The sequence below is a fragment of the Hymenobacter sp. HD11105 genome (assembly GCF_054051685.1).
The window spans coordinates 855,716-878,436 of the sequence record NZ_JBSWBR010000001.1; the positions used below are offsets into that span (position 1 = coordinate 855,716).

A 22,721-nucleotide genomic window follows, 5' to 3' on the forward strand; every position below is an offset into this window, starting at 1 on the left:
TATTTTGGCTTTACTCTCACCTCCTACGTCCTCTCCAACTCTATCATCGGGCCTGCGACAGGCTTGGCGCCAAGGCTCCGTGTCCCAGTACTTGTTATTGCTGGCCTGTATAGCTGGCGTGGCCGGTCTTTTCGCGTCGCGAGCCCTAGTCGCCTTGAGCCCATTGGTAGGCGTGGCTGCCGTGTTAGCTAACCCAGCCGTACAACCTGCACTACGGCAGTGGCTGCGCAATAAGTCAGCTTGGAGCTTGGCCTTTTTATATTTGCTGCTGCTGGTCAGTGGGCTGTACACTGAAGAGTGGCTAGTATGGCGCCACGAGCTTTACCGGCAGCTGCCGCTGCTAGGCGTGCCGTTAGCCTTCGCCCTGGCAGTGCCTTTGAGCAGCTATCAGCGCTACCTAGTCGGATGTTTTTTCGTCTTAGGCGCCACTTTAATTGGTGGAGCTACCGTCGTGCGCTATCTACTCGACCCAGCTACCAACAACGAGCTGATCATGATGGGGCAGAATACCCTCTCCGTAACCGGCATTTTCCATATTCACTTTGGTTTGATGCTGGCCTTAGCCGCTTACTTTGGCTTTCTACTAAGCCGCAGCACCTACGCGAGTACGGTGGCAAGGCCATTGTTATTGTTGGGGGGCATTTTTTCGGCAATAGCACTGCATATCCTCGCCTATCGGACGGGTTTGCTGGTATTATATGCTTCCCTACTGATAAATGGTGTTGTGCTGATTATCGGTCAGCGGCGCTTCCTACTGGGGGGCATTTTGCTGGTATTCTTAATTGTCGCTCCTGTTTTAGCCTACAACTTTCTGACCCCTATTCGCTACCGCGTAGAAGCTACTGAGTATGATATGGCGCAATTCTTCAGCGAACGAGATATTAATACTTTCTCCATCTCACAGCGTTTTGCGGCCTGGGAAACGGCTCGGGTAGTTGCCACTTTGCACCCGCTAACCGGCGTAGGACTTGCGGACGTACGCGCCGAAATGATGCGTCAGTATGAATGGCGTGACTTCGGTCTGGCCCCAGCCAATCGAGTAATGATCCATAATCAGTACCTCCATTACCTGGTGGGCAGTGGTATTCTGGGCTTATTTTTCTGGTTGCTCGTTTTACTTGGGCCATTGGCGCAACCTGCTTTACGTAAAAACCCGTACGTGATACATTTCCTAACCGTAATGGGCACCGGCATGCTGGTTGATTCGCTGCTGGAGCTTCAGATCGGCTTCAACTTATTTGTGTTCCTCTATAGCTTCCTGTTGGTGGCTGGCGAGCGACGCAGCCAGCAAGCTACTGTGAACCTTCCGTAGGCACAGGGGTATAGTAGTATACGTTTCTTGGCCGATTGTCCTTTTTTGGTGATATTCGGCCGTAATTTTTAGTTCCATGAGCGATTCTCCCGAACGGGTACCCAAGCTGAGCAAGGAAGAAAAGGACCGGCGGTTCCAGGCCGAACTGATGCCGGTGCTCGACCCGCTCTACAACTTTGCCTACCGCCTCACTCTCGATGAAGACGACGCCAACGACCTCGTCCAGGAGACCTATTTGAAGGCCTATCGTTTCTTCGAGTATTTCGAACAGGGAACCAACGCCAAAGCGTGGCTGTTTCGCATCCTGAAAAACTCGTTCATAAACGACTTCCGAAAAAAGAGTAAGCAACCCGCCAAAGTCGACTACAGCGAAATTGAGGGTTACTACAATACGGAAGACGTGGAAGCCGAGGGCGATGTGGGAAGCACGTCGTCGGATATGCGGCAGCAATCCGTGCGTGACCTCATCGGCGACGAAGTGGCTAGCGCGCTCAATTCGTTGCCTGTGGATTTTCGCACCGTCATTATTCTCTGTGATCTGGAAGGATTCACTTATGAGGAAATGGCAAAAGTGCTGGATATTCCGATTGGTACGGTGCGTTCCCGTTTGCACCGGGCTCGCAACTTCCTGAAAGAGAAATTAGAAAAATACGCTAAATCAATGGGCTATGGCAACGACGAAGAAAACGACGCTGATGCTCTCATCACAGACGAAGACTAACAACAATCCCTTTGGCTCCCTTATGGAAACTACCTCTACCACAGCCCCCAACCAGCAAGCTGCCGCTACTGGTCCCGATTGCGAACGTGTAAACACGATTCTCGACCAAATTATTGTGGGGCAGGATCCTACGGCGGAGGATGAAGAATATTTCATCCATCACGCTGAAGATTGTTCTCCGTGCTTCGATAGCATTGATAAACAGCAAGTTTTCGTTGGTTTTATCAACGAGAAAGTAGGCCGTAAAGGTGCTCCCGCTTCTCTTCCTCAAACTATCATGCAGCGAGTTCAGGCAGAAATGGCCTAATTTCGCTTCATGCAGGGTAAAATCATCGTGTTTTCGGCTCCTTCCGGTGCCGGCAAAACTACTATAGTCCATCGGCTGCTGGAGCGCATTCCAGAGTTGAGCTTTTCTATCTCGGCTTGCACGCGCGACCGGCGCGGTCGTACCGAGGCTAATGGCAAGGACTATTATTTCATCTCCGTTCAGGAGTTTCAAGAGAAAATTCGCCACGATGAGTTCGTGGAATGGGAGGAGGTCTATGAGGGTGCCTTTTATGGCACCCTCAAGTCCGAGATTGAGCGTATCTGGGAAAGCGGCAAACACGCCGTCCTAGATGTTGACGTCAAGGGTGGCTTGAGCATTAAGGAGTTTTATAAAGACCGTGCTCTAGCTGTCTTTGTCAAGCCTCCTTCGCTCGAAGTGCTTGAGGAGCGCCTTAAGTCCCGTGCTACTGACTCGGCTGCCAGCATATCAGCTCGGCTGTACAAAGCTAACTTTGAGCTGACATTCGAAGATAGATTTGACGTAACCGTCGTCAATGACGATTTGGACGAAGCTACGGCCCAAGCGCAAAAGCTAGTGCGCAACTTTATCACGGCCGAACCTGCTATTGTGTGACTTCCGGTCAGCCATTAGAGCCTAAGAAGGTAGGGTTACTCTTCGGCTCCTTCAATCCCATCCATACTGGTCACCTCATTTTAGCCCATTTTATGGCTACCCACACCGATATAGACGCGGTGTGGTTGGTAGTATCACCCCAAAGTCCATTCAAAGTAGGGCAACAAATGCTGCCCGAAGAGGAAAGGCTGAAACTGGTTGAGTTAGCAATTGCTGGCAACGACCGGTTGCGTGCGCTCGATATTGAGACCAGTATGCCAAAGCCTAGCTATACCATCGACACGCTTGATGAGCTAGTGCGGCGTTATCCCCAGCACCGTTTTGTGCTGCTCATGGGGGAAGATAATCTGCCTGGTCTCCCACGCTGGAAGCAAGCCGACCGTATTTTAGCCGAGCACGAAGTTTATGTCTATCCTCGGCCAGGTGTAGACGCTACCGAAGTAAAAACTCATCCTGGGGTGCGGGTAGTGGATGCCCCGCTATTGGACATCTCAGCTACTTTTATCCGCGACTGTGTTCGCGCTGGCAAATCAATTCGCTATTTGGTACCTGAAGCTGTAGAAGATCGAATACAGGCTGCCGGTTACTGGCGGCGCTAAGTACAATCACAAAAAAGCCCCCCAGATAGCTTCTGAGGGGCTTTTTGTGATTGAGAAACAAGAAGTCTTAAATCGTCATAATTTCAGCTTCTTTCTTACTCATCAGCTCATCAATTTTGGTGATGTAGCTATCAGTAGCCTTCTGCACTTTTGCCTCCGCATCCTTTACCGAATCTTCAGCAGCACCTTCTTTTAGGAGTTTACGGAGCGAGTCATTCACGTCTTTGCGAATGCCGCGGATGCGCACCTTACCGCCTTCCGACTCATTCTTTACTTGCTTCACTAAGTCGCGGCGACGCTCTTCCGTCATGGGTGGAATGTTGAGACGTACGCCTTCTGCATCTGTTTGGGGATTAAGACCTAAATCACTGTTTTTAATAGCTTTTACGATCTCCCCAACAATATTTTTCTCCCATGCTTTAATGTAAAGCGTGCGGGCATCGGGTACAGAAATATTGGCTACCTGACTGATAGGAGTGGGAGTACCATAATAATCTACACGCAAACTCTCAAGCATAGCTGGCGACGCTTTGCCTGCCCGAATACGGCTTAACTCTTGACCAATGTGCTGCAAAGCCTTCCCCATCGATTCCTCCGCCTCGCTCAGATAAAACTGAATTTCTTCGTCCATTGTGGAAATATTGAATGTTAAAAGTTGAGTACTGAATAAGAATCACCAATTAATTCGGCAGTCACTATTCAGAACTCATGGTTTTAGGTGTGCGCGTTACTATGCTGGTAAATTGAGATTAGGCTGCAGACTACTGTGCTTGGCATCCAGAATTTGCCCCCCAGCGCCCTCCATCGACACTCGCGTACCGATATTCTCGCCGTCAATTAGCCGTTGCAAGTTGCCGGTTTTGTTCATGTCGAATACAACGATGGGCAGGTTGTTTTCCTTGCAGAGCGTGAAAGCAGTCATATCCATCACGTTCAGGTTCTTCTCTATCACCTCATCAAATGAGATTTCAGGAAAGCGCACCGCAGAAGGGTCTTTCTCTGGATCAGCCGAGTAGATACCATCTACACGAGTGCCTTTTAGCACCACGTCGGCCTCAATCTCGATGGCTCGCAACGAAGCAGCTGAGTCGGTTGTGAAGTAAGGCGAGCCAATACCAGCTCCAAAAATAACCACGCGGCCCTTTTCCAGATGTCGCAGCGCACGTCGCCGGATGTAAGGCTCGCACACTTGCTGAATAGTAAGGCCGGAAAGCAGCCGAGTATTTACCTCAAGCTTCTCTAGGGCGCTCTGCAAGGCCATGGAGTTGATAACTGTGGCCAGCATACCCATATAATCACCTTGGACCCGGTCGAGGCCAAAGGTTTCGGCCTGCACGCCCCGAAATATGTTGCCGCCACCAATTACTACCGCCAACTGCGTACCCGTAGCAGCCACAGCCTTTATTTCTTCAGCATACTGCATGAGTCGGGCAGCGTCGATACCGTATTGCTGTTGGCCCATTAGCGCCTCACCGCTTAGCTTGAGCAGAATTCGTTTGTACTTCAAAGTGGTGGAAGTTGGTGAATAAGATGCTTACAAAAAAAGGTAGCCTTCACTACCCATTCCAAACGCATTTACGTGAACTGTACGAGCACTTGACCCTTCTGCACGTTATCACGCAAATTTATTTTGATGGCACCGATTGTGACGTCGCTCGGCGCTTTAAGAATGTTCTCCATCTTCATCGCTTCCAAAACTAAAAGCGGCTCCCCCTTCTGCACCGTTTGGCCAACCTCTACCCGAATATCTACAATCAGACCAGGCATTGGGGCTTTCAGTTCGTTCACTTTGTTAGCCGTGGCATTACTCATACCCAGCTTATCGAGCAGTAGGTCAAATCGGTCTTTAGCCTGCACCTCCACAAAACGATTGTTCAGCTTCAACTGAAATGTTTTAGCGACATAGTCAGCACTAATCACCTCCGCTGAGTATGAGCGGCCTTCATAAAGCAGATGATAGCGCCCATCGCCGAGTGCTACAAGGTCCCAGTCAAACGGCTCATTATTTACACTTGTGGTGCCATTGGGTTGGTAGTCAATATCCCAAAGTTGATGGGAACCGGTGCGTACTTGCAGCATAGGGGAGAAGCAAAAAGGGCGGAATGGGGCTTAAAGATAGGCCAAATCTGAAATAATTTCGGAACTTTAGCCGTCCTTTCCTTACTCTCACCCAGCATGAAATACTCGGTCCTCGGCGCTCTTTGCCTGGTCCTTACGTGTCACTTCGGGGCTTCGGCTCAAGCGGTGAAGTCCAATAAACCGGCGGTAAATAAAACGGCTACAAGCAAAAAAACGCCTTCTACTGCCCCTTCTCCAGCCACCTCAATTGTTCCATCTGCTCCCCTTGTAGTGCCCTCGTGGCTGCCGCCCACAAATCCTATTCAGCCTGCTGCTACTATCCTGACCGACGTAATTGATACCAAGCTTGACGTCCGCTTCGATTGGACTAAACAGCAACTCATCGGCACGGCTTTACTCACGCTACGGCCTCACTTCTACGCTCAGAACCAAGTTGTACTAGATGCTAAAGGCTTTGATATCAAAAGTGTGCGGCTCGTAACGGGCAACAAGGAGAAAACACTCAACTACGGCTATGACAAACGTAAGTTGACGGTAACCCTGGATCGGCAGTACACTCGTTCGGAGCTTTACCAAGTGCGTATTAGCTATGTAGCCAAGCCCAATGAACTGCCGACTAATGGTAGTGCAGCTATTACTTCTGAGAAAGGTTTATACTTCATCAATCCTTTAGGCACCGAAAAAGGCAAGCCTAAGCAAATCTGGACTCAGGGCGAGACGGAGGCTAATTCCTGCTGGTTTCCAACTATCGATAAGCCTAACCAGCGCATGACTCAAGAAATTACCATGACTGTGGAAGCGCAATACAAGACGCTCTCGAATGGATTGCTAATTTCTACTAAGAATAACTCGGATGGCACCCGCACTGATGTGTGGAAGCAGACACTGCCCGCTGCTCCTTACTTGACCATGCTGGCTGTCGGCAATTTTGCTGTCGTCAATGACTCGTGGCGCGGTAAGGCCATACAATACTATGTTGACCCAGAGTTTCAGAATACGGCCAAAGCCGTGTTTGGTAATACGCCCGAGATGATGGAGTTCTTCTCCCAGCTTCTCGGAGTAGCCTTTCCATGGGAAAAATATGCCCAAGTCGCCGTGCACGACTTTGTATCGGGAGCTATGGAGAACACAACGGCTGTCACATTTGAGCAGTCTATTGTGCAGCACCGGGCGCGCGATATTCAAGATATGGGCTACGATGCTGAGTCAACTATCGCCCACGAACTATTTCACCATTGGTTCGGCGATTACGTCACTAGTGAGTCGTGGTCTAACCTTCCACTGAATGAGTCATTCGCAGACTACTCAGAATTTCTTTGGGCAGAACACAAGTATGGCGCCGATGCCGCTGCCTTAGTACAGCAGAAAAGCTTGGCTCAATACATTGATGAAGCTCGTAGCAAACGAGAGCCTTTGGTGCGCTATCGTTATGCCAGCCAAGAAGATATGTTTGATCGCCATTCTTATAATAAGGGTGGGCGAGTGCTCCATATGTTGCGCAAGCATGTCGGTGATGAAGCTTTTTTCACAGCGCTTAACCACTACTTAACTCAACATAAATACTCGGCTGTCGAGCTCTCAGAGCTACGAACTGCATTTGAGGATGTGACCGGGGAGGACTTGATGTGGTTCTTCGATCAATGGTTTCTACAACGCGGCCATCCCGAGCTACGCATCACCCACAGCTACGCCGGAGGACAAGTTGCGCTGCGAGTTCAGCAGCTTCAGGATTCGACGTTCTCCCCTATTTATCGTTTGCCTATCACTGTTACCACTTGGGCAAACAACCAGCCTACCGATCATCGCATTGTTGTTACCAAAGCCAATCAAACATTCCAGCTACCTAGTACTCAAAAGCCTAGCTTAGTAAAGTTTGACAACGGGGGGCAATTATTAGCTGATATTGATGAAGAACTAAGTCAAGAAGAGCTTCTGTATCAGTACTACCACGCCCGCAACTATTTACAGAAGTACGAAGCTATTGAGCGCTTGCGCCCTAAACTCGCCGATTTAGCGGTCAGCGGAATGATGCGCAATGCCTTAAACGATAATTTCTGGGCTGTACGTCAGGCCGCTGCTGAAGCTTTGCGCCGTTATAAAGGTCCCGAAGGCAATGCCGTTCGTACTGAACTGAGGCGGGTAGCAGCGAAAGACAAGAAAAGCCAGGTAAGAGCCGCTGCCCTAAACACACTATCTAGCTTTCAAAATGAAGATTTTGGATCTGTGTATGCTACCGCCTTGGCCGATAGCTCTAATCTAGTTGTAGGGGCAGCCATCAATGCATTAGCTAAGGCACCTACAATTGAATCCCGGAAGCAAATCAACGACTTGCAGCAGAGTGCAAGTCCGAGCTTGTTAGGAGCTTTATCTAACTACTATGCACTCAATGGAGGCACGGAACACTACCAGTGGTACTTAAGCCGTATGGGTGAGGTGAGCGACGAGGATTTATATGAGTCCTACTTGCAAAACTTTGCCACATTCATGTTGCGAATGCCACCTGTAGAGCGTGACAAAGGTGTGCAACGCTTAGAAAGCTATGCCCGCACTCACTCCCGGGACATCGTTAGGCTTGGTGCCTACAAAGCACTAAGTACGATGGCTCCAAGCATGCCCACGCTAAAATCGACCTTGTTAGACATTCGCACTAAAGAAAAAGATACCAATCTAAAGACGCTATATACACTATTACAATAGGGGCATCTATAGAGCTTGAGAGCTCTTGAGCAGGCAATTGACTATAGCTATCTCCTATAAGGACAGTGTTGATTAGGGGGCAATTTCTGGGATTTGCCCCCCAGCTGAAGAAAAAATATTAAAAGCTTTTGGACAATGAGCTTGACTTGCATCAGAAAGCCGTTAATTTTGCAACTCCTTTTGCCACCCTACCACTTGGGAAGGTGATTTTGCAGAAGGAGAATTGTTTCTACGAACGGTGGAGACGATACACTTGGGGAGGTTCCAGAGCGGCCAAATGGGACAGACTGTAACTCTGTTAGCGTAAGCTTTCGAAGGTTCGAATCCTTCTCTCCCCACAGAGTTAGTTTAAAGAGTTGAGGTTAAGGTTAATAGGTGAAACAGGTCGCTGCCAATCGCTTTTTTGACTTATTAATTCTCAACTCTTACACTAGTACAATGCGGGAGTAGCTCAGTTGGTAGAGCGACAGCCTTCCAAGCTGTAGGTCGCGAGTTCGAACCTCGTCTCCCGCTCATTAAGTAGATAAGCCGTTTTAGCTCAGTGGTAGAGCACTTCCTTGGTAAGGAAGAGGTCATGGGTTCAAATCCCATAAATGGCTCATAATATCCAGTAACAATACCGGCGGAGCAGCGCGACTGCACCGTTTGGATCTGTCAGCAAGGTAAAGCGACATGCAGAAGCTTCTAAAATAGCACTGCGTTTCGCTTTCTTGTAGGTTAGCTCAGTCGCGTTTTCCTCTCATCACCACTACATTTCTCTAATCTCATTACAATGGCTAAAGAAAATTTTGATCGTTCCAAACCGCACGTGAACATCGGTACCATCGGGCACGTCGACCACGGCAAAACAACCCTGACCGCTGCTATCACCACGGTATTGGCGGGCAAAGGTTTGGCCGCTAAGCGTGACTTCTCCTCGATCGACAATGCTCCTGAGGAAAAAGAGCGTGGTATCACTATCAACACGGCTCACGTTGAGTACGCTACCGAAAACCGTCACTATGCACACGTTGACTGCCCTGGTCACGCTGACTATGTGAAGAACATGGTAACTGGTGCTGCTCAGATGGACGGTGCTATCCTCGTAGTAGCTGCTACTGACGGCCCAATGCCTCAGACCCGTGAGCACATCCTGTTGGCTCGCCAGGTAGGTGTACCTCAGTTGGTAGTGTTCATGAACAAAGTCGACATGGTCGACGACCCTGAGTTGCTCGAACTCGTTGAGATGGAAATCCGCGAGCTTCTCTCTTTCTATGACTTCGACGGTGACAATATTCCAGTTATTCAGGGTTCTGCTCTGGGTGGCTTGAATGGTGATGCTGCTTGGGTTCCTAAGATCGAGGAACTGATGGCTGCTGTTGATAGCTTCATTCCGATTCCAGCTCGTCTAACTGATCTGCCCTTCCTGATGCCTGTAGAGGACGTGTTCTCTATCACAGGTCGTGGTACAGTAGCAACTGGTCGTATCGAGCGTGGTATCATTAACTCTGGTGAGCAAGTTGATATCCTCGGTATGGGTGCCGCTCCCGGCTTGAAGTCGACGGTTACAGGTGTGGAAATGTTCCGCAAAATCCTTGACCGTGGCGAAGCTGGTGACAACGTTGGTCTGTTGTTGCGTGGTATTGAAAAAGAAGCCATTCGTCGCGGCATGGTAATCTGCAAGCCAGGCTCAGTAACTCCTCACCAAAAGTTCAAGGCCGAGGTGTATGTGCTGTCGAAAGAGGAAGGTGGTCGCCACACTCCTTTCTTCAACAACTATCGTCCTCAGTTCTATCTGCGTACCACTGACGTAACGGGTATCATCACCCTGCCAGAAGGCGTAGAAATGGTAATGCCTGGTGACAACATCACTATTCAAGTGGAGTTGATCAGCAAAGTAGCTATGGAAAAAGGTCTGCGTTTCGCTATTCGCGAAGGTGGCCGTACTGTAGGTGCTGGTCAGGTAACCGAGATCCTCGACTAATTATTAGTAATCAAGACGATCCGCCTCCGATTTTTTCGGGGGCGGATTTGTTTTGAACATAGTTTACCTTACATTTGCACTCCCAATTTAGACTTTCATTTCATGGGGGTGCATTTTTTACGGGCGTAGTTCAAGGGTAGAATAGAGGTCTCCAAAACCTTTGATGGGAGTTCGAATCTCTCCGCCCGTGCAAAAAGGCCGCTAGTGCGGTCAAATTTTAAAGCCTAACCTGGCTCCAGACATGAGTAAGCTGACAAATTACATCCGCGAGACTACTGAGGAGATGCGTTATAAAGTAACGTGGCCTTCTTTTGAAGAACTCCAGAAGAGTGCCGGTCTGGTGCTCCTTGGCTCACTCATCTTTGCTGCTGTCGTTGGTCTAATGGACTTGGTGTTCAATACAGGCTTGGAGGCTTTCTATAACTCATTCCGTTAATCGGCTGATCAATGGGAGAGTTGAAGTGGTATGTAGTTCGCTCCGTGAGCGGACAGGAGAAGAAAGCTAAGCAGTATCTGGAAACAGAACTGGGCCGACACAATCTAACGGAAATGGTACCTCAAGTACTCATTCCAATTGAGAAAGTGTTCGAAATGCGTAACGGTAAGAAGCGCGTTCGGGAGCGTAACCTTTATCCAGGTTATATTATTATTCACGCTGACCTCACCCATGGTGAGGTGGACCATATCATCACCAGCACTCCTGGAGTTATTGGCTGGGTAGGTGACAAGGACAATAAGACTGCTTCCAGTAAGCCAGCTCCACTACATATCTCAGAAGTCAACCGCATCCTGGGAATCGTAGATGAGCAAGAAGAACAGACTGCTTCGTTAGAAACTCCTTTTATCACAGGAGAGCTAGTAAAAGTGATTGACGGCGCGTTTAGCGGCTTCTCTGGTACTGTCTCTGAAGTCTTTGAAGAGCGAAAGAAGCTTAACGTAATCGTTAAAATCTTCGGTCGTAGCACTCCAATGGAGTTGAGCTACACGCAAGTAGAAAAAGAATCATAATCCTAAGATTTTATTGTCGCTAGCTAGTCGCTTCGAGCCAGTGATGCTTCCACATAGTAATTCGAAGCAAATTTAAAAACTGAGGGCCCAAGGTGTTACGACCTGCAAGCCTGAAGCCTTTCAAACCCAATGGCCAAAGAAATTAGAGGTTATCTGCGACTGCAGATAAAGGGAGGCGCTGCGAATCCTTCGCCGCCGGTTGGACCTGCACTTGGTAGCAAAGGCCTTAACATCATGGAGTTTTGCAAGCAATTCAATGCTCGCACCCAGGATAAGGCCGGCCAAGTATGTCCCGTTTTGATCACCATGTACACCGACAAGTCATTCGACTTTGTGGTGAAAACGCCCCCCGCGCCGGTATTGCTGCTCGAAGCCGCAAAAATCCAGAGCGGGTCGAAAGAGCCTAACCGGAATAAGGTAGGCTCGGTTACCTGGGATCAGGTGCGCCAGATTGCTGAGACCAAAATGGCTGACCTCAATGCTTTTAAGATTGAGTCGGCTATGAAGCTTGTGGCTGGTACAGCCCGTAGCATGGGTATCACCGTCAAGGGCGATTCTCCCTTTGCCAACTAACTTTTAATCCTAGAAAAGCTCATGGCAAAAGTTAGCAAGAAACGCAAGGAAGCCCTTGCCAAGCATGACCTGACGCAAGTACGCTCATTAGTTGAGGCCGCGAAAATAGTGAAGGACATTACCTACACTAAATTCGACTCATCTGTTGACATCGACGTGCGTCTGGGCGTTGATCCCCGTAAAGCCGACCAAATGGTACGTGGCGTAGCTACGTTGCCCCATGGTACCGGCAAAACTGTTCGTGTACTAGCTCTAGTAACGCCTGACAAAGAAGCTGAAGCAACCGCTGCTGGTGCTGACTTTGTTGGCCTTGACGACTATATCTCGAAAATCGAGAAAGGCTGGACTGATATCGACGTGATTATCACGATGCCATCCGTAATGGCTAAAGTAGGCCGTTTGGGTCGTGTACTCGGTCCCCGTGGTTTGATGCCTAACCCTAAGTCGGGTACGGTTACTACTGACGTAGCTAAGGCTGTGCAAGAAGTAAAAGCTGGTAAAATCGACTTTAAAGTTGACAAGACTGGTATTATTCACTGCAGCGTAGGCAAAGTGTCTTTCGACGATAACAAACTCGCCGAAAATGCTTTCGAAGTAATTCAAACGTTAACGCGTCTGAAGCCTTCGTCGGCTAAGGGTACCTACATCAAGAGCATCACGCTTTCGAGCACGATGAGCCCGGCTGTTCCGGTAGACACGACGGTAACTTCCGCCTAACTAACTGACGACGAACTATGACCCGGGAAGAAAAACAAGACCTCGTCAACGAGTTGAGCGAAAAGTTTCAATCGCACAACGCGTTCTATATCACGGATGCCTCTACGATGTCCGTGGCGAAGATCAACGATTTCCGTCGCCTGTGCTTCAACCGCGGGATGGAGTACAAAGTGTACAAGAACACGTTGATCCGCAAAGCCCTCGATACCCTTGGTGGTGATACCACCGAGATGGATGAGGCTTTGAAAGGCCAATCAGGCATCCTATTCTCGAAAGAGTCAGGCAATGCCCCGGCCAAACTGTTAAAGGATTTCTATAAGCAGCAGAACTATAGCAAAACTGCAGTTCCAAAGCCGGCCTTAAAAGGCGCATTTATTGACAGCGGCGTTTACGTTGGTGTTGATAAGCTAGAAATGCTTAGCACTATCAAAGGCAAGCAAGAACTCCTCGGTGAGATCATCGGCTTGCTGCAGTCGCCTGCAAAGAATGTTATCTCTGCTCTGTCGAGCGGCGGCAGCAAACTGGCTGGTATCCTCAAGACACTTTCCGAAAAAGAAGAGGTTGCAGGCTAACCGCTGCTCATCTTTTTCACTTTCAATTTCCAAACGATTCAATAACCTTTTTTAACAATCTACAGAAATGGCAGATTTGAAAGCATTCGCTGAGCAGCTCGTTAGCCTGACGGTGAAAGAAGTAAACGAACTAGCTACTATCCTGAAGGACGAGTATGGCATTGAGCCTGCAGCAGCTGCTCCAGTAATGATGGCTGGTGGCGGTGGTGGCGCTGCTGCTGACGCTCCTGAGGAGAAGACCTCGTTCGACGTAATTTTGAAGGCTGCTGGCGGTGCTAAGCTGGCTGTAGTTAAATTGGTAAAAGACCTGACTGGCCTTGGCTTGAAAGAAGCTAAAGAACTAGTTGACGGTGCTCCCAAGCCTTTGAAAGAAGGTGTTACCAAGGATGAAGCCGACACGCTGAAGAAGCAACTGGAAGAAGCCGGCGCTGAAGTAGAAGTTAAGTAAGCTGCGGCCCGCTTTTTCTCCTATAAACTTGGATAGGCCTGGCAACTAAGCCAGGTCTTTTCCTGTTTGTAGGCTATAAGTTTTAATAAATTGCCCCCCAGCGCCGCATTGCGGCTTTTCGTGCCTACAGGTACGAAGGTGGGAACGGTCAGGTTGACCAGAGTTAGTAAGCTTCAGTGTCCATTTCTTAAGACCCAAACGCATTGGCTACACCGAAAGCAGAGGCTTTGCAGAAAGCCGTTGAGCGAATCAATTTCGCCAAGATTAAAAAAGTTATCGAGTATCCAGACTTCTTGGACGTGCAGTTGCAATCGTTCCAAGATTTCTTCCAGTTGGAAACTGCGGCCGAAAGCCGTGCCGATGAAGGCCTCTTCAAGGTGTTCGCTGAGAACTTTCCAATCTCGGACTCGCGCGAGAATTTCGTGCTGCAGTTTATGGATTATCACGTCGATCCGCCGAAATATTCGGTCGACGAATGTATTGACCGTGGCTTGACTTACTCTGTACCGTTGAAGGCTAAGCTCCGCCTTATCTGCAACGATACGGATAACGAGGACTTCGAGACGATTGAGCAGGAAGTGTTTTTGGGAAATATCCCATACATGACCGAAAAGGGCTCATTTGTTATCAATGGAGCCGAACGTGTTATTGTATCTCAGCTGCATCGCTCACCTGGTGTGTTCTTTGCCCAGAGCAAGCACACCAATGGTACTAAGCTGTACTCAGCACGTATCATCCCGTTCAAAGGCTCGTGGATTGAGTTTGCCACGGACGTAAACAACGTGATGTATGCTTACATTGACCGGAAGAAGAAGTTTCCGGTAACTACGCTGCTCCGTGCTATCGGTTACGGCACTGACAAAGACATTCTCGACCTATTCGGATTGTCAGAGGAAGTGAAGGCTGAGAAGAAGAGCCTGAAGAAAGCAGTTGGCCGTAAGTTGGCTGCACGGGTGCTTCGCACTTGGACAGAGGACTTCGTGGACGAGGATACCGGTGAAGTGGTATCGATCGACCGTAACGAAGTTCTGTTGGAGCGTGACTCCACGATTCAAGAAGAAGACATCGATGTAATTCTCAACGCAGGCCCCAAGTCCATCATTCTTCACAAGGAGAATGTGAACATTGCCGACTTCGCTATTATTTATAACACCCTACAGAAGGACAATTCCAACTCGGAGAAGGAAGCTGTGGAGCAGATTTATCGTCAGCTCCGTAACACGGAAGCTCCTGATGAAGAAACTGCCCGCGACATCATCCAGAAGTTGTTCTTCTCTGACAAGCGCTACGATCTCGGCGACGTTGGTCGTTACCGCATCAATAAGAAACTAGGCCTTGATAAGAACTGGGAAGCTCGCGTATTGACTAACGAGGACATTGTTCTCATCGTGAAATACCTAATCGGTCTTATCAACTCGAAGGCAGTAGTCGATGATATTGACCACTTGTCTAACCGTCGGGTACGTACGGTAGGGGAGCAGCTTTATGCCCAGTTTGGTGTTGGTCTGGCCCGTATGGCGCGTACTATTAAGGAGCGTATGAACGTGCGCGACAATGAGGACTTTAAGCCAGTTGACTTGATCAACGCTCGTACGTTGTCGTCGGTTATCAACTCCTTCTTCGGTACGAACCAGCTTTCTCAGTTCATGGACCAGACCAACCCGCTGGCCGAGGTGACGCATAAGCGTCGCGTATCAGCACTAGGGCCAGGAGGTCTGTCGCGTGAGCGTGCTGGTTTCGAGGTTCGTGACGTACACTATACCCACTACGGGCGTTTGTGCACTATCGAAACTCCTGAAGGACCTAACATTGGTCTGATCTCTTCATTGTGCGTTCACGCCCGCGTGAATGGCATGGGCTTTATCGAAACTCCTTACCGTGCTGTAAAAGAGGGTAAGGTAGACGTGAGCCACGAAGTGAAGTACCTGACTGCTGAAGAAGAAGATACTCACCACATCGCGCAGGCTAACGCTCGCATCGATGATAAGGGTAACTTCTTGTCAGAGTTGGTTAAAGGCCGTTTCGAGGGCGACTTCCCAGTAGTAGAGCCGGCGGAGTACTCCTATATGGACGTTGCGCCAAACCAAATTGTATCGGTAGCTGCTTCGTTGATTCCGTTCCTGGAGCACGATGACGCTAACCGGGCACTGATGGGCTCGAACATGCAACGTCAGGCTGTGCCGCTGCTCCGTCCCGAGGCTCCTATCGTGGGCACGGGTCTGGAAGGCCGGACGGCTATTGACTCTCGCACGCTTGTTGTAGCCGAAGGCGATGGCGAAATTGATTATGTAGACGCTAATAAGATCATTGTTCGTTATGATCTGACTGCTGAAGATGTACTCGTAAGCTTCGATGCTGAGCGAGTATCATATGATTTGATAAAATTCCGTCGTACTAACCAGGATACTTGTATCAACCTTACGCCGCTGGTGAAGAAAGGTCAGCGCGTAACGAAGGGTGAGCCACTGTGCGAAGGGTATGGCACTAATAAAGGTGAGCTGGCCCTCGGTCGTAACATGCAGGTGGCCTTTATGCCATGGCAGGGTTACAACTTCGAGGATGCTATCGTTATTTCGGAGCGTGTCGTTCGCGACGACATTTTTACTTCTATCCACATTGAGGAGTTCGAGTTAGAAGTTCGGGAGACCAAGCGTGGTGAGGAAGAGTTGACTTCGGAAATTCCGAACGTAAGTGAAGAAGCTGTCCGTAACCTCGACGACAACGGTATCATCCGTTTGGGTGCTGAGGTGAAGGAAGGTGACATTCTCATTGGTAAGATTACTCCTAAGGGCGAAACTGATCCAACGCCGGAAGAGAAGCTACTACGTGCCATCTTTGGTGACAAAGCTGGTGACGTGAAAGACGCTTCGCTTAAGGCGCCGCCATCCCTGAACGGTGTGGTTATCGGTACTAAGCTGTTCTCGCGTCCGAAGAAAGACAAGAACCTGCGCGCTAAGTCGAAGAAGGAAGTAGAGGAGTTGAAAGACCGCTACGCCCAAGAGCTTCGCAGCGTGAAGGCAGTAATGGTTGACAAACTAGTGCAGCTTCTGGAAGGCAAAACTTCTCAGGGTGTAAAGCACAAGTTTGGTGACGAGATCTTATCTAAAGGAGTGAAGTTCGGTAAGAAGAACATCACCGAGGCGCTCTTCCCCGAGAAGAACCCTTACAAGGATGAGAGCAATTACGCTGTACCCGAAGAGGTGAACATGTTCAAGGACCTAATCCTGGAGAACTGGACCGCCGACGAGAAAGTGAATGGGATGCTGCTGCAATTGGTGAAGAACTACGCCAAGCGTCGCAACACCATCACAGCTCGTTTCAAGCGCGACCGGTTTACTCTGGAAGTAGGTGATGAACTCCCCGCAGGTATTGTACAGTTGGCCAAAGTATACATCGCCAAGAAGCGCAAGCTGAAGGTGGGGGACAAAATGGCTGGTCGTCACGGTAATAAGGGAGTTGTAGCCCGCATCGTGCGCGATGAGGATATGCCTTTCTTGGCTGACGGTACGCCAATGGACATCGTGCTTAACCCGCTCGGTGTACCAAGCCGTATGAACATTGGTCAGATCTACGAGACCGTACTTGGTTGGGCTGGCTTGAAGCTGGGCCGTACTTATGCTACTCCAATTTTCGATGGTGCTACCGAAGAGGAAGTATCACGTGAGTTGGCGGAGGCTGGGCTGCCGCACTTCGGTCGTTCTTACCTACACGATGGTTTGACTGGCCAACAGTTTGACCAGCCGGTAACGGTAGGTGTTATCTATATGCTGAAGCTGGGTCACTTGGTGGATGATAAGATGCACGCCCGTTCTATCGGACCATACTCGCTCATTACGCAGCAGCCGCTGGGTGGTAAAGCGCAGTTTGGTGGTCAGCGCTTCGGCGAAATGGAAGTGTGGGCGTTGGAGGCCTTCGGTGCGTCAAACGTACTACAGGAAATTCTGACAGTGAAGTCGGACGATGTTGTCGGCCGTGCCAAAGCATACGAAGCCATTGTGAAGGGCGACGTACTACCCAAGCCAAATATCCCCGAGTCATTCAACGTACTCATTCATGAGTTACGTGGTCTGGCGTTGGAAATTACGCTCGACTAATTAGAAAAGGCGCGGTTCGCTTCTAAGCAATTGGAACGGGCCGTGCCAGCTCTAGTGTTACGATAGGCTGCAAAGCACATTTTACTTCTGACATAGTTTTTAGAAAAACGACAGTATGGCGTTTGCAAAGAATAAAAAACTGGTGCAGGACTTCTCGAAAGTTACTATTTCGCTGGCCTCGCCCGAATCCATCTTGGAGCGGTCGAACGGAGAAGTAGTTAAACCCGAGACGATCAACTACCGGACGTATAAACCCGAGATGGGGGGGCTTTTTTGCGAGCGGATTTTTGGTCCTGTGAAGGACTGGGAATGCCACTGCGGCAAATACAAGCGCATCCGCTACAAGGGCATCATCTGCGACCGTTGCGGCGTAGAGGTAACGGAGAAAAAGGTGCGTCGGGAGCGGATGGGCCACATCGAACTGGTGGTGCCTGTTGCTCACATCTGGTATTTCAAATCTCTGCCCAACAAAATCGGTTACTTGCTGGGCTTGCCTACCAAGAAGCTTGACCAGATTATCTACTACGAGCGCTATGTGGTAGTACAGCCTGGTGTATTAGCCGAAGAAGGCGTACAGCAGCTTGACTTCCTCACCGAAGACGAGTACTTGGACATCATCGATAAACTCCCCCGCGAGAATCAGATGTTGCCCAATGAAGACCCGAACAAATTCATTGCCCGTATGGGTGCTGATGCGCTGCAACTCCTGTTGGAGCGTACCAACCTCGATGAGCTTTCCTATAGCCTCCGCGACTCTGCCGCGCACGAAACTTCGCAACAGCGTAAGGCTGATGCGTTGAAGCGTCTGCGCGTAGTAGAAGCCTTCCGCGATGCGGCTACTCGTATTGAGAACAAACCTGAGTGGATGGTAATCCGCATGGTGCCGGTGATTCCACCGGAGCTGCGTCCGCTTGTTCCATTGGATGGGGGGCGTTTTGCTACCTCCGACTTGAATGACCTGTACCGTCGTGTTATCATCCGTAACAACCGCCTCAAGCGCCTGATCGAAATCAAGGCTCCTGAAGTGATTCTGCGGAACGAGAAGCGTATGCTGCAGGAAGCGGTAGACTCACTCTTCGACAACTCGCGTAAGGTTAACGCTGTGCGCGCCGAAGGTAACCGTGCTCTGAAGTCGCTGTCTGATATGCTGAAAGGCAAGCAGGGCCGCTTCCGTCAGAACTTGCTCGGTAAACGTGTTGACTACTCTGGCCGTTCAGTTATCGTTGTTGGTCCTGAGCTGAAGCTGCACGAGTGCGGTCTGCCTAAGAATATGGCGGCTGAGCTGTTTAAGCCATTCATTATCCGTAAGCTCATTGAGCGCGGTATAGTCAAGACGGTAAAATCAGCGAAGAAAATTGTTGACCGCAAGGACGCTGTAGTGTGGGACATTCTGGAGAACGTGCTGAAAGGCCATCCAGTCCTGCTCAATCGTGCTCCTACCTTGCACCGCTTGGGCATTCAGGCATTCCAGCCTCGTCTCATTGAGGGTAAGGCTATTCAGTTGCACCCGCTCGTTTGTACAGCATTCAACGCTGACTTTGACGGTGACCAGATGGCTGTGCACGTTCCGCTCGGACCGGCCGCTATCCTAGAAGCCTCCACGTTGATGTTGGCTTCGCACAACATCCTGAACCCAGCCAACGGCGCGCCCATCGCGGTACCGTCGCAGGACATGGTACTCGGTCTGTACTACGTGACCAAAGGCAAGCGCAGCACTGATGAAGAAAAGGTACAAGGCGAAGGCCGTATCTTCTACTCGGATGAAGAAGTTGTAATTGCTATCAACGAAGGACAACTTTCGAAGCACGCTTATATTAAGGTGCGTACGAAAGTTCGGAACGAGAACGATGAGTTGGTTACCAAGATCATCGAGACCGTAGCCGGTCGTGTTCTGTTCAACCAGCTGGTTCCTGAGGAAGTAGGTTTCGTTGACGAACTGCTGACCAAGAAGAAGCTGCAGCAGATCATCTCGCTCGTGTTTAAGCGTACGGGCATGGCCCGCACGGCTCAGTTCCTCGATGACATCAAGACGCTGGGCTTCCAGTCGGCATACAAAGGTGGTTTGTCGATGGGTCTGGGCGATATTCAGATTCCTAAGGAGAAGGATGCCCTTATCGCTCAGGCTCAGGCCGACGTGGTAGCGGTAACCCAGAACTACCAGATGGGTCTGATTACCGACAATGAGCGTTACAACCAGGTTATTGACATCTGGACACGTATCAACAACCAGATCACGGAGACACTCATGGGGCGCCTCGAAAAGGAGAACCAGGGTTTCAATTCGATCTACATGATGATGCACTCAGGTGCTCGTGGTTCGCGTGAGCAAATTCGTCAGCTCGGCGGTATGCGGGGTCTGATGGCTAAGCCACAGAAGTCGTTGCAAGGCTCGGTAGGTGAGATTATCGAAAACCCGATTCTGTCTAACTTCAAAGAAGGTCTGGACGTTATCGAGTACTTCATCTCAACTCACGGTGCTCGTAAAGGTCTTGCCGATACAGCTCTGAAAACGGCTGACGCCGGTTACCTGACTCGTCGTCTAGTAGACGTATCGCAAGACGTTATTGTGAACGAAGTAGACTGCGGTACTCTCCGTGGCCTAGAGGTTTCGGCCTTAAAGGACAATGAGGACATCGTAGAGTCTTTGGCTGAGCGTATCCTTGGTCGTGTAGCAGTTCACAATGTTGTGGACCCGCTGACGGACGAGATAATCCTAGCTGCTGGTGAGGAAATCACCGAGGAAATCACTCGTTTGATTGACAACACCGCTATTGAGACAGTGGAAATCCGTTCAGTACTGACTTGTGAGTCGAAGCGTGGTATCTGCGCTAAGTGCTACGGTCGTAACCTGTCTTCTGGCCGCATGGTACAGAAAGGTGAAGCTGTTGGTGTAATTGCTGCTCAGTCCATCGGTGAGCCTGGTACTCAGCTTACCCTGCGTACCTTCCACGTAGGTGGTACAGCTTCGAACATTGCTGTTGAAGCTAGCATCCGTGCTAAGTTCGCTGGTACGGTTGAGTTTGAAGACATTCGTACGGTAGCCACTACCACTGATGAAGGTGTGAAGGGCAAAGTAGTAATGGGTCGTTCGGGCGAAGTTCGAATTGTAGATTCTGCCACTGGCAAAGTCTTTATCTCGAACCACGTTCCTTATGGCTCCTTCCTGATTGTTGACGAAGGTCAGCAAGTAGAGAAGGGTGATGAGCTTTGCAACTGGGATCCTTACAACGCTGTCATCCTTTCTGAGTTCGACGGTACTGTTCAGTACGATGCTATCACGGAAGGTATCACCTATCGTGAGGAGTCGGATGAGCAGACGGGTCACCGTGAGAAGGTTATTATCGAGTCGAAAGCCAAGGATCAGAACCCATCGATCATCGTTAGAGCTGGTAAGAAAGGCGATACCGAAGGTCAGAAGGGTTATAGCATTCCCGTAGGCTCTCACCTTAACGTAGAGAATGGCGACAAGATCAAGGCTGGTCACATTCTGGCTAAGATTCCTCGCGCTATTGGTAAGACTCGTGACATCACCGGTGGTCTGCCCCGCGTGACAGAGCTATTCGAAGCCCGTAACCCATCGAACCCGGCTGTTGTGTCGGAAATCGACGGTGTGGTAACGTATGGTACGGTGAAGCGTGGTAACCGTGAAATCTTCATTGAGTCGAAAGACGGCGTGAAGAAGAAGTACATGGTGCCGCTGTCCAAGCACATTCTAGTGCAGGACAATGACTTCATTCGTGCTGGTATGCCGCTCTCCGATGGTGCCATCACGCCATCCGACATCCTGAGCATTCAGGGTCCGGGTGCTGTGCAGGAGTACCTCGTGAACGAGATTCAGGAAGTATACCGCTTGCAGGGTGTGAAAATCAACGATAAGCACATCGAGGTGGTAGTTCGCCAGATGATGCAGAAGGTGGTTATCCTCGATGCCGGTGACACGACTTTCCTCGAAAATCAAGTGATCGATAAGATCGTCTTCATGGAGGAGAACGATACCATCATCGACATGAAGGTGGTTACCGACGCTGGCGACTCTACGGAGCTGAAGCCTGGTCAGATTGTGAGTGCCCGCCGCCTGCGCGACGAGAACTCCAGCCTGAAGCGCCGCGACCTGAAACTGGTGGAAGTGCGCGACGCACAGCCTTCCGTTTCGCGTCCGACCTTGCAAGGTATCACCCAAGCCTCGTTGGGTACGCAGAGCTTTATCTCGGCCGCTTCCTTCCAGGAGACGACCAAGGTGCTTAGCGAAGCGGCCATCCGTGGCAAGGCTGATGAGCTGCTGGGCCTGAAGGAGAACGTAATTGTTGGTCACCTCATCCCGGCTGGTACCGGCCTGCGCGAGTACACGCGTCAGGTTGTGGGCTCGAAGGAAGAGATGGAAGCGGCAGCCGCTGCTCCCAAGGCTGACACTGAAACGAAGCGCCCCGCTCGCGCAAGCAAGCGTGAGGCTTCTATTCAGGAGTAGTATTTAATACGTGAGTAAAGAGAAAAGCCGACTGGATACTTTCCGGTCGGCTTTTCTCTTTTCACTAATTTTGACTTCATTTTATTATTTGCCTCCCAACCTTAACCTATGAATCAACCTCCTGATCAGAATGCCCCCCAGGACCCAAACGCAATCAATATTGAGTTGTCAGAACAAATTGCGGAAGGCGAGTATGCTAATCTGGCAATGATAGCGCATAGCAGCGGGGAGTTTGTAATTGACTTTATCCGCTTAATGCCGGGCTTGCCAAAAGCAAAGGTTAAAGCCCGTATTGTGATAACGCCAGAGCATGCTAAGCGCTTGCTAGCTGCACTAGCCGATAACGTAGACCGCTTCGAGCAGACTTTTGGGCCGATAAAAACGCAGCCTGACATGCCAAACTTCCCGATGAACTTTGGGGGTACGATGGGTGAAGCGTAAACATTATAAGTAAGCTAAAACCTTATCAGGGTCTTTGCAGCTTATTTATAAACGACTCGAAAAAGCCCCCCAGTTGCTATTTGCGGCTTTTGGTGGGCAAATATGGTAGTGTTATGTATGGTTAAGTGGAG

At 49.9% G+C, this 22,721-nt stretch carries 19 protein-coding genes and 4 tRNA genes; 20 read left to right on the forward strand and 3 right to left on the reverse strand.

Going from position 1 to position 22,721, the window contains the following annotated elements; translation table 11 throughout:
• Nucleotides 1–4: 4 nt before the first annotated feature.
• From ACW9KT_RS03765 to nadD, 5 genes are all read left to right on the forward strand, one after another.
• Nucleotides 5–1,312: an O-antigen ligase family protein gene (locus ACW9KT_RS03765; RefSeq protein WP_457078053.1), complete on the forward strand. Its 1,308-nt coding sequence runs from the start codon at nt 5–7 to the stop codon at nt 1,310–1,312.
• Nucleotides 1,313–1,388: 76 nt separating this feature from the next.
• On the forward strand, nt 1,389–2,033 hold the full coding sequence (locus ACW9KT_RS03770; RefSeq protein ID WP_457078054.1) for a sigma-70 family RNA polymerase sigma factor: 645 nt from the start codon (nt 1,389–1,391) through the stop codon (nt 2,031–2,033).
• Nucleotides 2,034–2,055: 22 nt separating this feature from the next.
• Complete coding sequence (locus tag ACW9KT_RS03775) at nt 2,056–2,340, forward strand: hypothetical protein (protein WP_457078055.1); 285 nt, start codon at nt 2,056–2,058, stop codon at nt 2,338–2,340.
• 9 nt (nt 2,341–2,349) lie between these two features.
• Nucleotides 2,350–2,934, forward strand: a complete 585-nt coding sequence (gmk, locus tag ACW9KT_RS03780) for a guanylate kinase (RefSeq protein ID WP_457078056.1) — start codon at nt 2,350–2,352, stop codon at nt 2,932–2,934.
• Nucleotides 2,931–3,533, forward strand: coding sequence for a nicotinate (nicotinamide) nucleotide adenylyltransferase (gene nadD / locus ACW9KT_RS03785; RefSeq protein ID WP_457078057.1), 603 nt, complete (start codon nt 2,931–2,933; stop codon nt 3,531–3,533). Before gmk ends, nadD begins: the two co-directional genes overlap by 4 nt.
• A gap of 67 nt (nt 3,534–3,600) precedes the next feature.
• On the opposite strand, the gene frr is transcribed toward nadD, so the two are convergent.
• The 3 genes from frr to ACW9KT_RS03800 form a co-directional block, all read right to left on the reverse strand.
• Complete coding sequence (frr, locus tag ACW9KT_RS03790; protein ID WP_457078058.1) at nt 3,601–4,164, reverse strand: ribosome recycling factor; 564 nt, start codon at nt 4,162–4,164, stop codon at nt 3,601–3,603.
• Between the two features lie 99 nt (nt 4,165–4,263).
• Entirely contained in the window at nt 4,264–5,040 is a 777-nt protein-coding gene (pyrH, locus tag ACW9KT_RS03795; RefSeq protein ID WP_457078059.1) for a UMP kinase, read from the reverse strand.
• Nucleotides 5,041–5,108: 68 nt separating this feature from the next.
• The gene (locus ACW9KT_RS03800) at nt 5,109–5,612 is read right to left on the reverse strand and encodes a biotin/lipoyl-containing protein (RefSeq protein WP_457078060.1); all 504 of its coding nucleotides are present in this window, start codon (nt 5,610–5,612) and stop codon (nt 5,109–5,111) included.
• Between the two features lie 96 nt (nt 5,613–5,708).
• Between ACW9KT_RS03800 and ACW9KT_RS03805 the strand changes: the two genes are divergently transcribed.
• The 15 genes from ACW9KT_RS03805 to ACW9KT_RS03875 all read left to right on the forward strand — a co-directional run bounded on the left by ACW9KT_RS03805 (nt 5,709) and on the right by ACW9KT_RS03875 (nt 22,590).
• Nucleotides 5,709–8,309 carry a M1 family aminopeptidase gene (locus tag ACW9KT_RS03805; protein WP_457078061.1) on the forward strand — a complete coding sequence of 867 codons (2,601 nt, stop codon included), beginning with the start codon at nt 5,709–5,711 and terminating at the stop codon, nt 8,307–8,309.
• A gap of 255 nt (nt 8,310–8,564) precedes the next feature.
• Nucleotides 8,565–8,647: transfer RNA gene (locus ACW9KT_RS03810), tRNA-Tyr, on the forward strand.
• 102 nt (nt 8,648–8,749) lie between these two features.
• A tRNA-Gly gene (locus ACW9KT_RS03815) sits at nt 8,750–8,822 on the forward strand.
• Nucleotides 8,823–8,836: 14 nt separating this feature from the next.
• A tRNA-Thr gene (locus ACW9KT_RS03820) sits at nt 8,837–8,908 on the forward strand.
• A 173-nt stretch (nt 8,909–9,081) separates the two neighbouring features.
• Nucleotides 9,082–10,272: an elongation factor Tu gene (gene tuf, locus ACW9KT_RS03825; protein ID WP_187309859.1), complete on the forward strand. Its 1,191-nt coding sequence runs from the start codon at nt 9,082–9,084 to the stop codon at nt 10,270–10,272.
• A 119-nt stretch (nt 10,273–10,391) separates the two neighbouring features.
• Nucleotides 10,392–10,462 (forward strand) — tRNA-Trp (locus ACW9KT_RS03830).
• A 51-nt stretch (nt 10,463–10,513) separates the two neighbouring features.
• Nucleotides 10,514–10,708 (forward strand): preprotein translocase subunit SecE, encoded by a 195-nt coding sequence (gene secE / locus ACW9KT_RS03835; protein ID WP_133271645.1) that lies wholly within the window; start codon nt 10,514–10,516, stop codon nt 10,706–10,708.
• Nucleotides 10,709–10,719: 11 nt separating this feature from the next.
• A complete protein-coding gene (nusG, locus tag ACW9KT_RS03840; RefSeq protein WP_457078062.1) occupies nt 10,720–11,280 on the forward strand; it encodes a transcription termination/antitermination protein NusG in 561 nt (186 codons plus the stop codon).
• A 129-nt stretch (nt 11,281–11,409) separates the two neighbouring features.
• A complete protein-coding gene (rplK, locus tag ACW9KT_RS03845) occupies nt 11,410–11,853 on the forward strand; it encodes a 50S ribosomal protein L11 (protein ID WP_084445961.1) in 444 nt (147 codons plus the stop codon).
• A 21-nt stretch (nt 11,854–11,874) separates the two neighbouring features.
• The gene (rplA, locus tag ACW9KT_RS03850) at nt 11,875–12,570 is read left to right on the forward strand and encodes a 50S ribosomal protein L1 (RefSeq protein WP_133271648.1); all 696 of its coding nucleotides are present in this window, start codon (nt 11,875–11,877) and stop codon (nt 12,568–12,570) included.
• Nucleotides 12,571–12,587: 17 nt separating this feature from the next.
• A complete protein-coding gene (rplJ, locus tag ACW9KT_RS03855) occupies nt 12,588–13,142 on the forward strand; it encodes a 50S ribosomal protein L10 (RefSeq protein ID WP_457078063.1) in 555 nt (184 codons plus the stop codon).
• Nucleotides 13,143–13,209: 67 nt separating this feature from the next.
• Entirely contained in the window at nt 13,210–13,590 is a 381-nt protein-coding gene (gene rplL / locus ACW9KT_RS03860) for a 50S ribosomal protein L7/L12 (RefSeq protein WP_187734061.1), read from the forward strand.
• A gap of 203 nt (nt 13,591–13,793) precedes the next feature.
• Nucleotides 13,794–17,684 (forward strand): DNA-directed RNA polymerase subunit beta, encoded by a 3,891-nt coding sequence (gene rpoB, locus ACW9KT_RS03865; RefSeq protein ID WP_457078064.1) that lies wholly within the window; start codon nt 13,794–13,796, stop codon nt 17,682–17,684.
• Nucleotides 17,685–17,799: 115 nt separating this feature from the next.
• Nucleotides 17,800–22,149, forward strand: coding sequence for a DNA-directed RNA polymerase subunit beta' (rpoC, locus tag ACW9KT_RS03870; protein WP_457078065.1), 4,350 nt, complete (start codon nt 17,800–17,802; stop codon nt 22,147–22,149).
• Nucleotides 22,150–22,257: 108 nt separating this feature from the next.
• Nucleotides 22,258–22,590 (forward strand): DUF3467 domain-containing protein, encoded by a 333-nt coding sequence (locus tag ACW9KT_RS03875; RefSeq protein WP_188547350.1) that lies wholly within the window; start codon nt 22,258–22,260, stop codon nt 22,588–22,590.
• Nucleotides 22,591–22,721: the final 131 nt, after the last annotated feature.

Coding starts and splice junctions, on each gene's coding strand:
- ACW9KT_RS03875 (WP_188547350.1), top strand. CDS start 22,258: ATGAATCAACCTCCTGATCAGAATGCCCCCCAGGACCCAAACGCAATC.
- rplA (WP_133271648.1), top strand. CDS start 11,875: ATGGCAAAAGTTAGCAAGAAACGCAAGGAAGCCCTTGCCAAGCATGAC.
- frr (WP_457078058.1), bottom strand. CDS start 4,164: ATGGACGAAGAAATTCAGTTTTATCTGAGCGAGGCGGAGGAATCGATG.
- tuf (WP_187309859.1), top strand. CDS start 9,082: ATGGCTAAAGAAAATTTTGATCGTTCCAAACCGCACGTGAACATCGGT.
- rplL (WP_187734061.1), top strand. CDS start 13,210: ATGGCAGATTTGAAAGCATTCGCTGAGCAGCTCGTTAGCCTGACGGTG.
- nusG (WP_457078062.1), top strand. CDS start 10,720: ATGGGAGAGTTGAAGTGGTATGTAGTTCGCTCCGTGAGCGGACAGGAG.
- rplK (WP_084445961.1), top strand. CDS start 11,410: ATGGCCAAAGAAATTAGAGGTTATCTGCGACTGCAGATAAAGGGAGGC.
- secE (WP_133271645.1), top strand. CDS start 10,514: ATGAGTAAGCTGACAAATTACATCCGCGAGACTACTGAGGAGATGCGT.
- rpoC (WP_457078065.1), top strand. CDS start 17,800: ATGGCGTTTGCAAAGAATAAAAAACTGGTGCAGGACTTCTCGAAAGTT.
- ACW9KT_RS03770 (WP_457078054.1), top strand. CDS start 1,389: ATGAGCGATTCTCCCGAACGGGTACCCAAGCTGAGCAAGGAAGAAAAG.
- ACW9KT_RS03805 (WP_457078061.1), top strand. CDS start 5,709: ATGAAATACTCGGTCCTCGGCGCTCTTTGCCTGGTCCTTACGTGTCAC.
- rplJ (WP_457078063.1), top strand. CDS start 12,588: ATGACCCGGGAAGAAAAACAAGACCTCGTCAACGAGTTGAGCGAAAAG.
- ACW9KT_RS03775 (WP_457078055.1), top strand. CDS start 2,056: ATGGAAACTACCTCTACCACAGCCCCCAACCAGCAAGCTGCCGCTACT.
- ACW9KT_RS03800 (WP_457078060.1), bottom strand. CDS start 5,612: ATGCTGCAAGTACGCACCGGTTCCCATCAACTTTGGGATATTGACTAC.
- gmk (WP_457078056.1), top strand. CDS start 2,350: ATGCAGGGTAAAATCATCGTGTTTTCGGCTCCTTCCGGTGCCGGCAAA.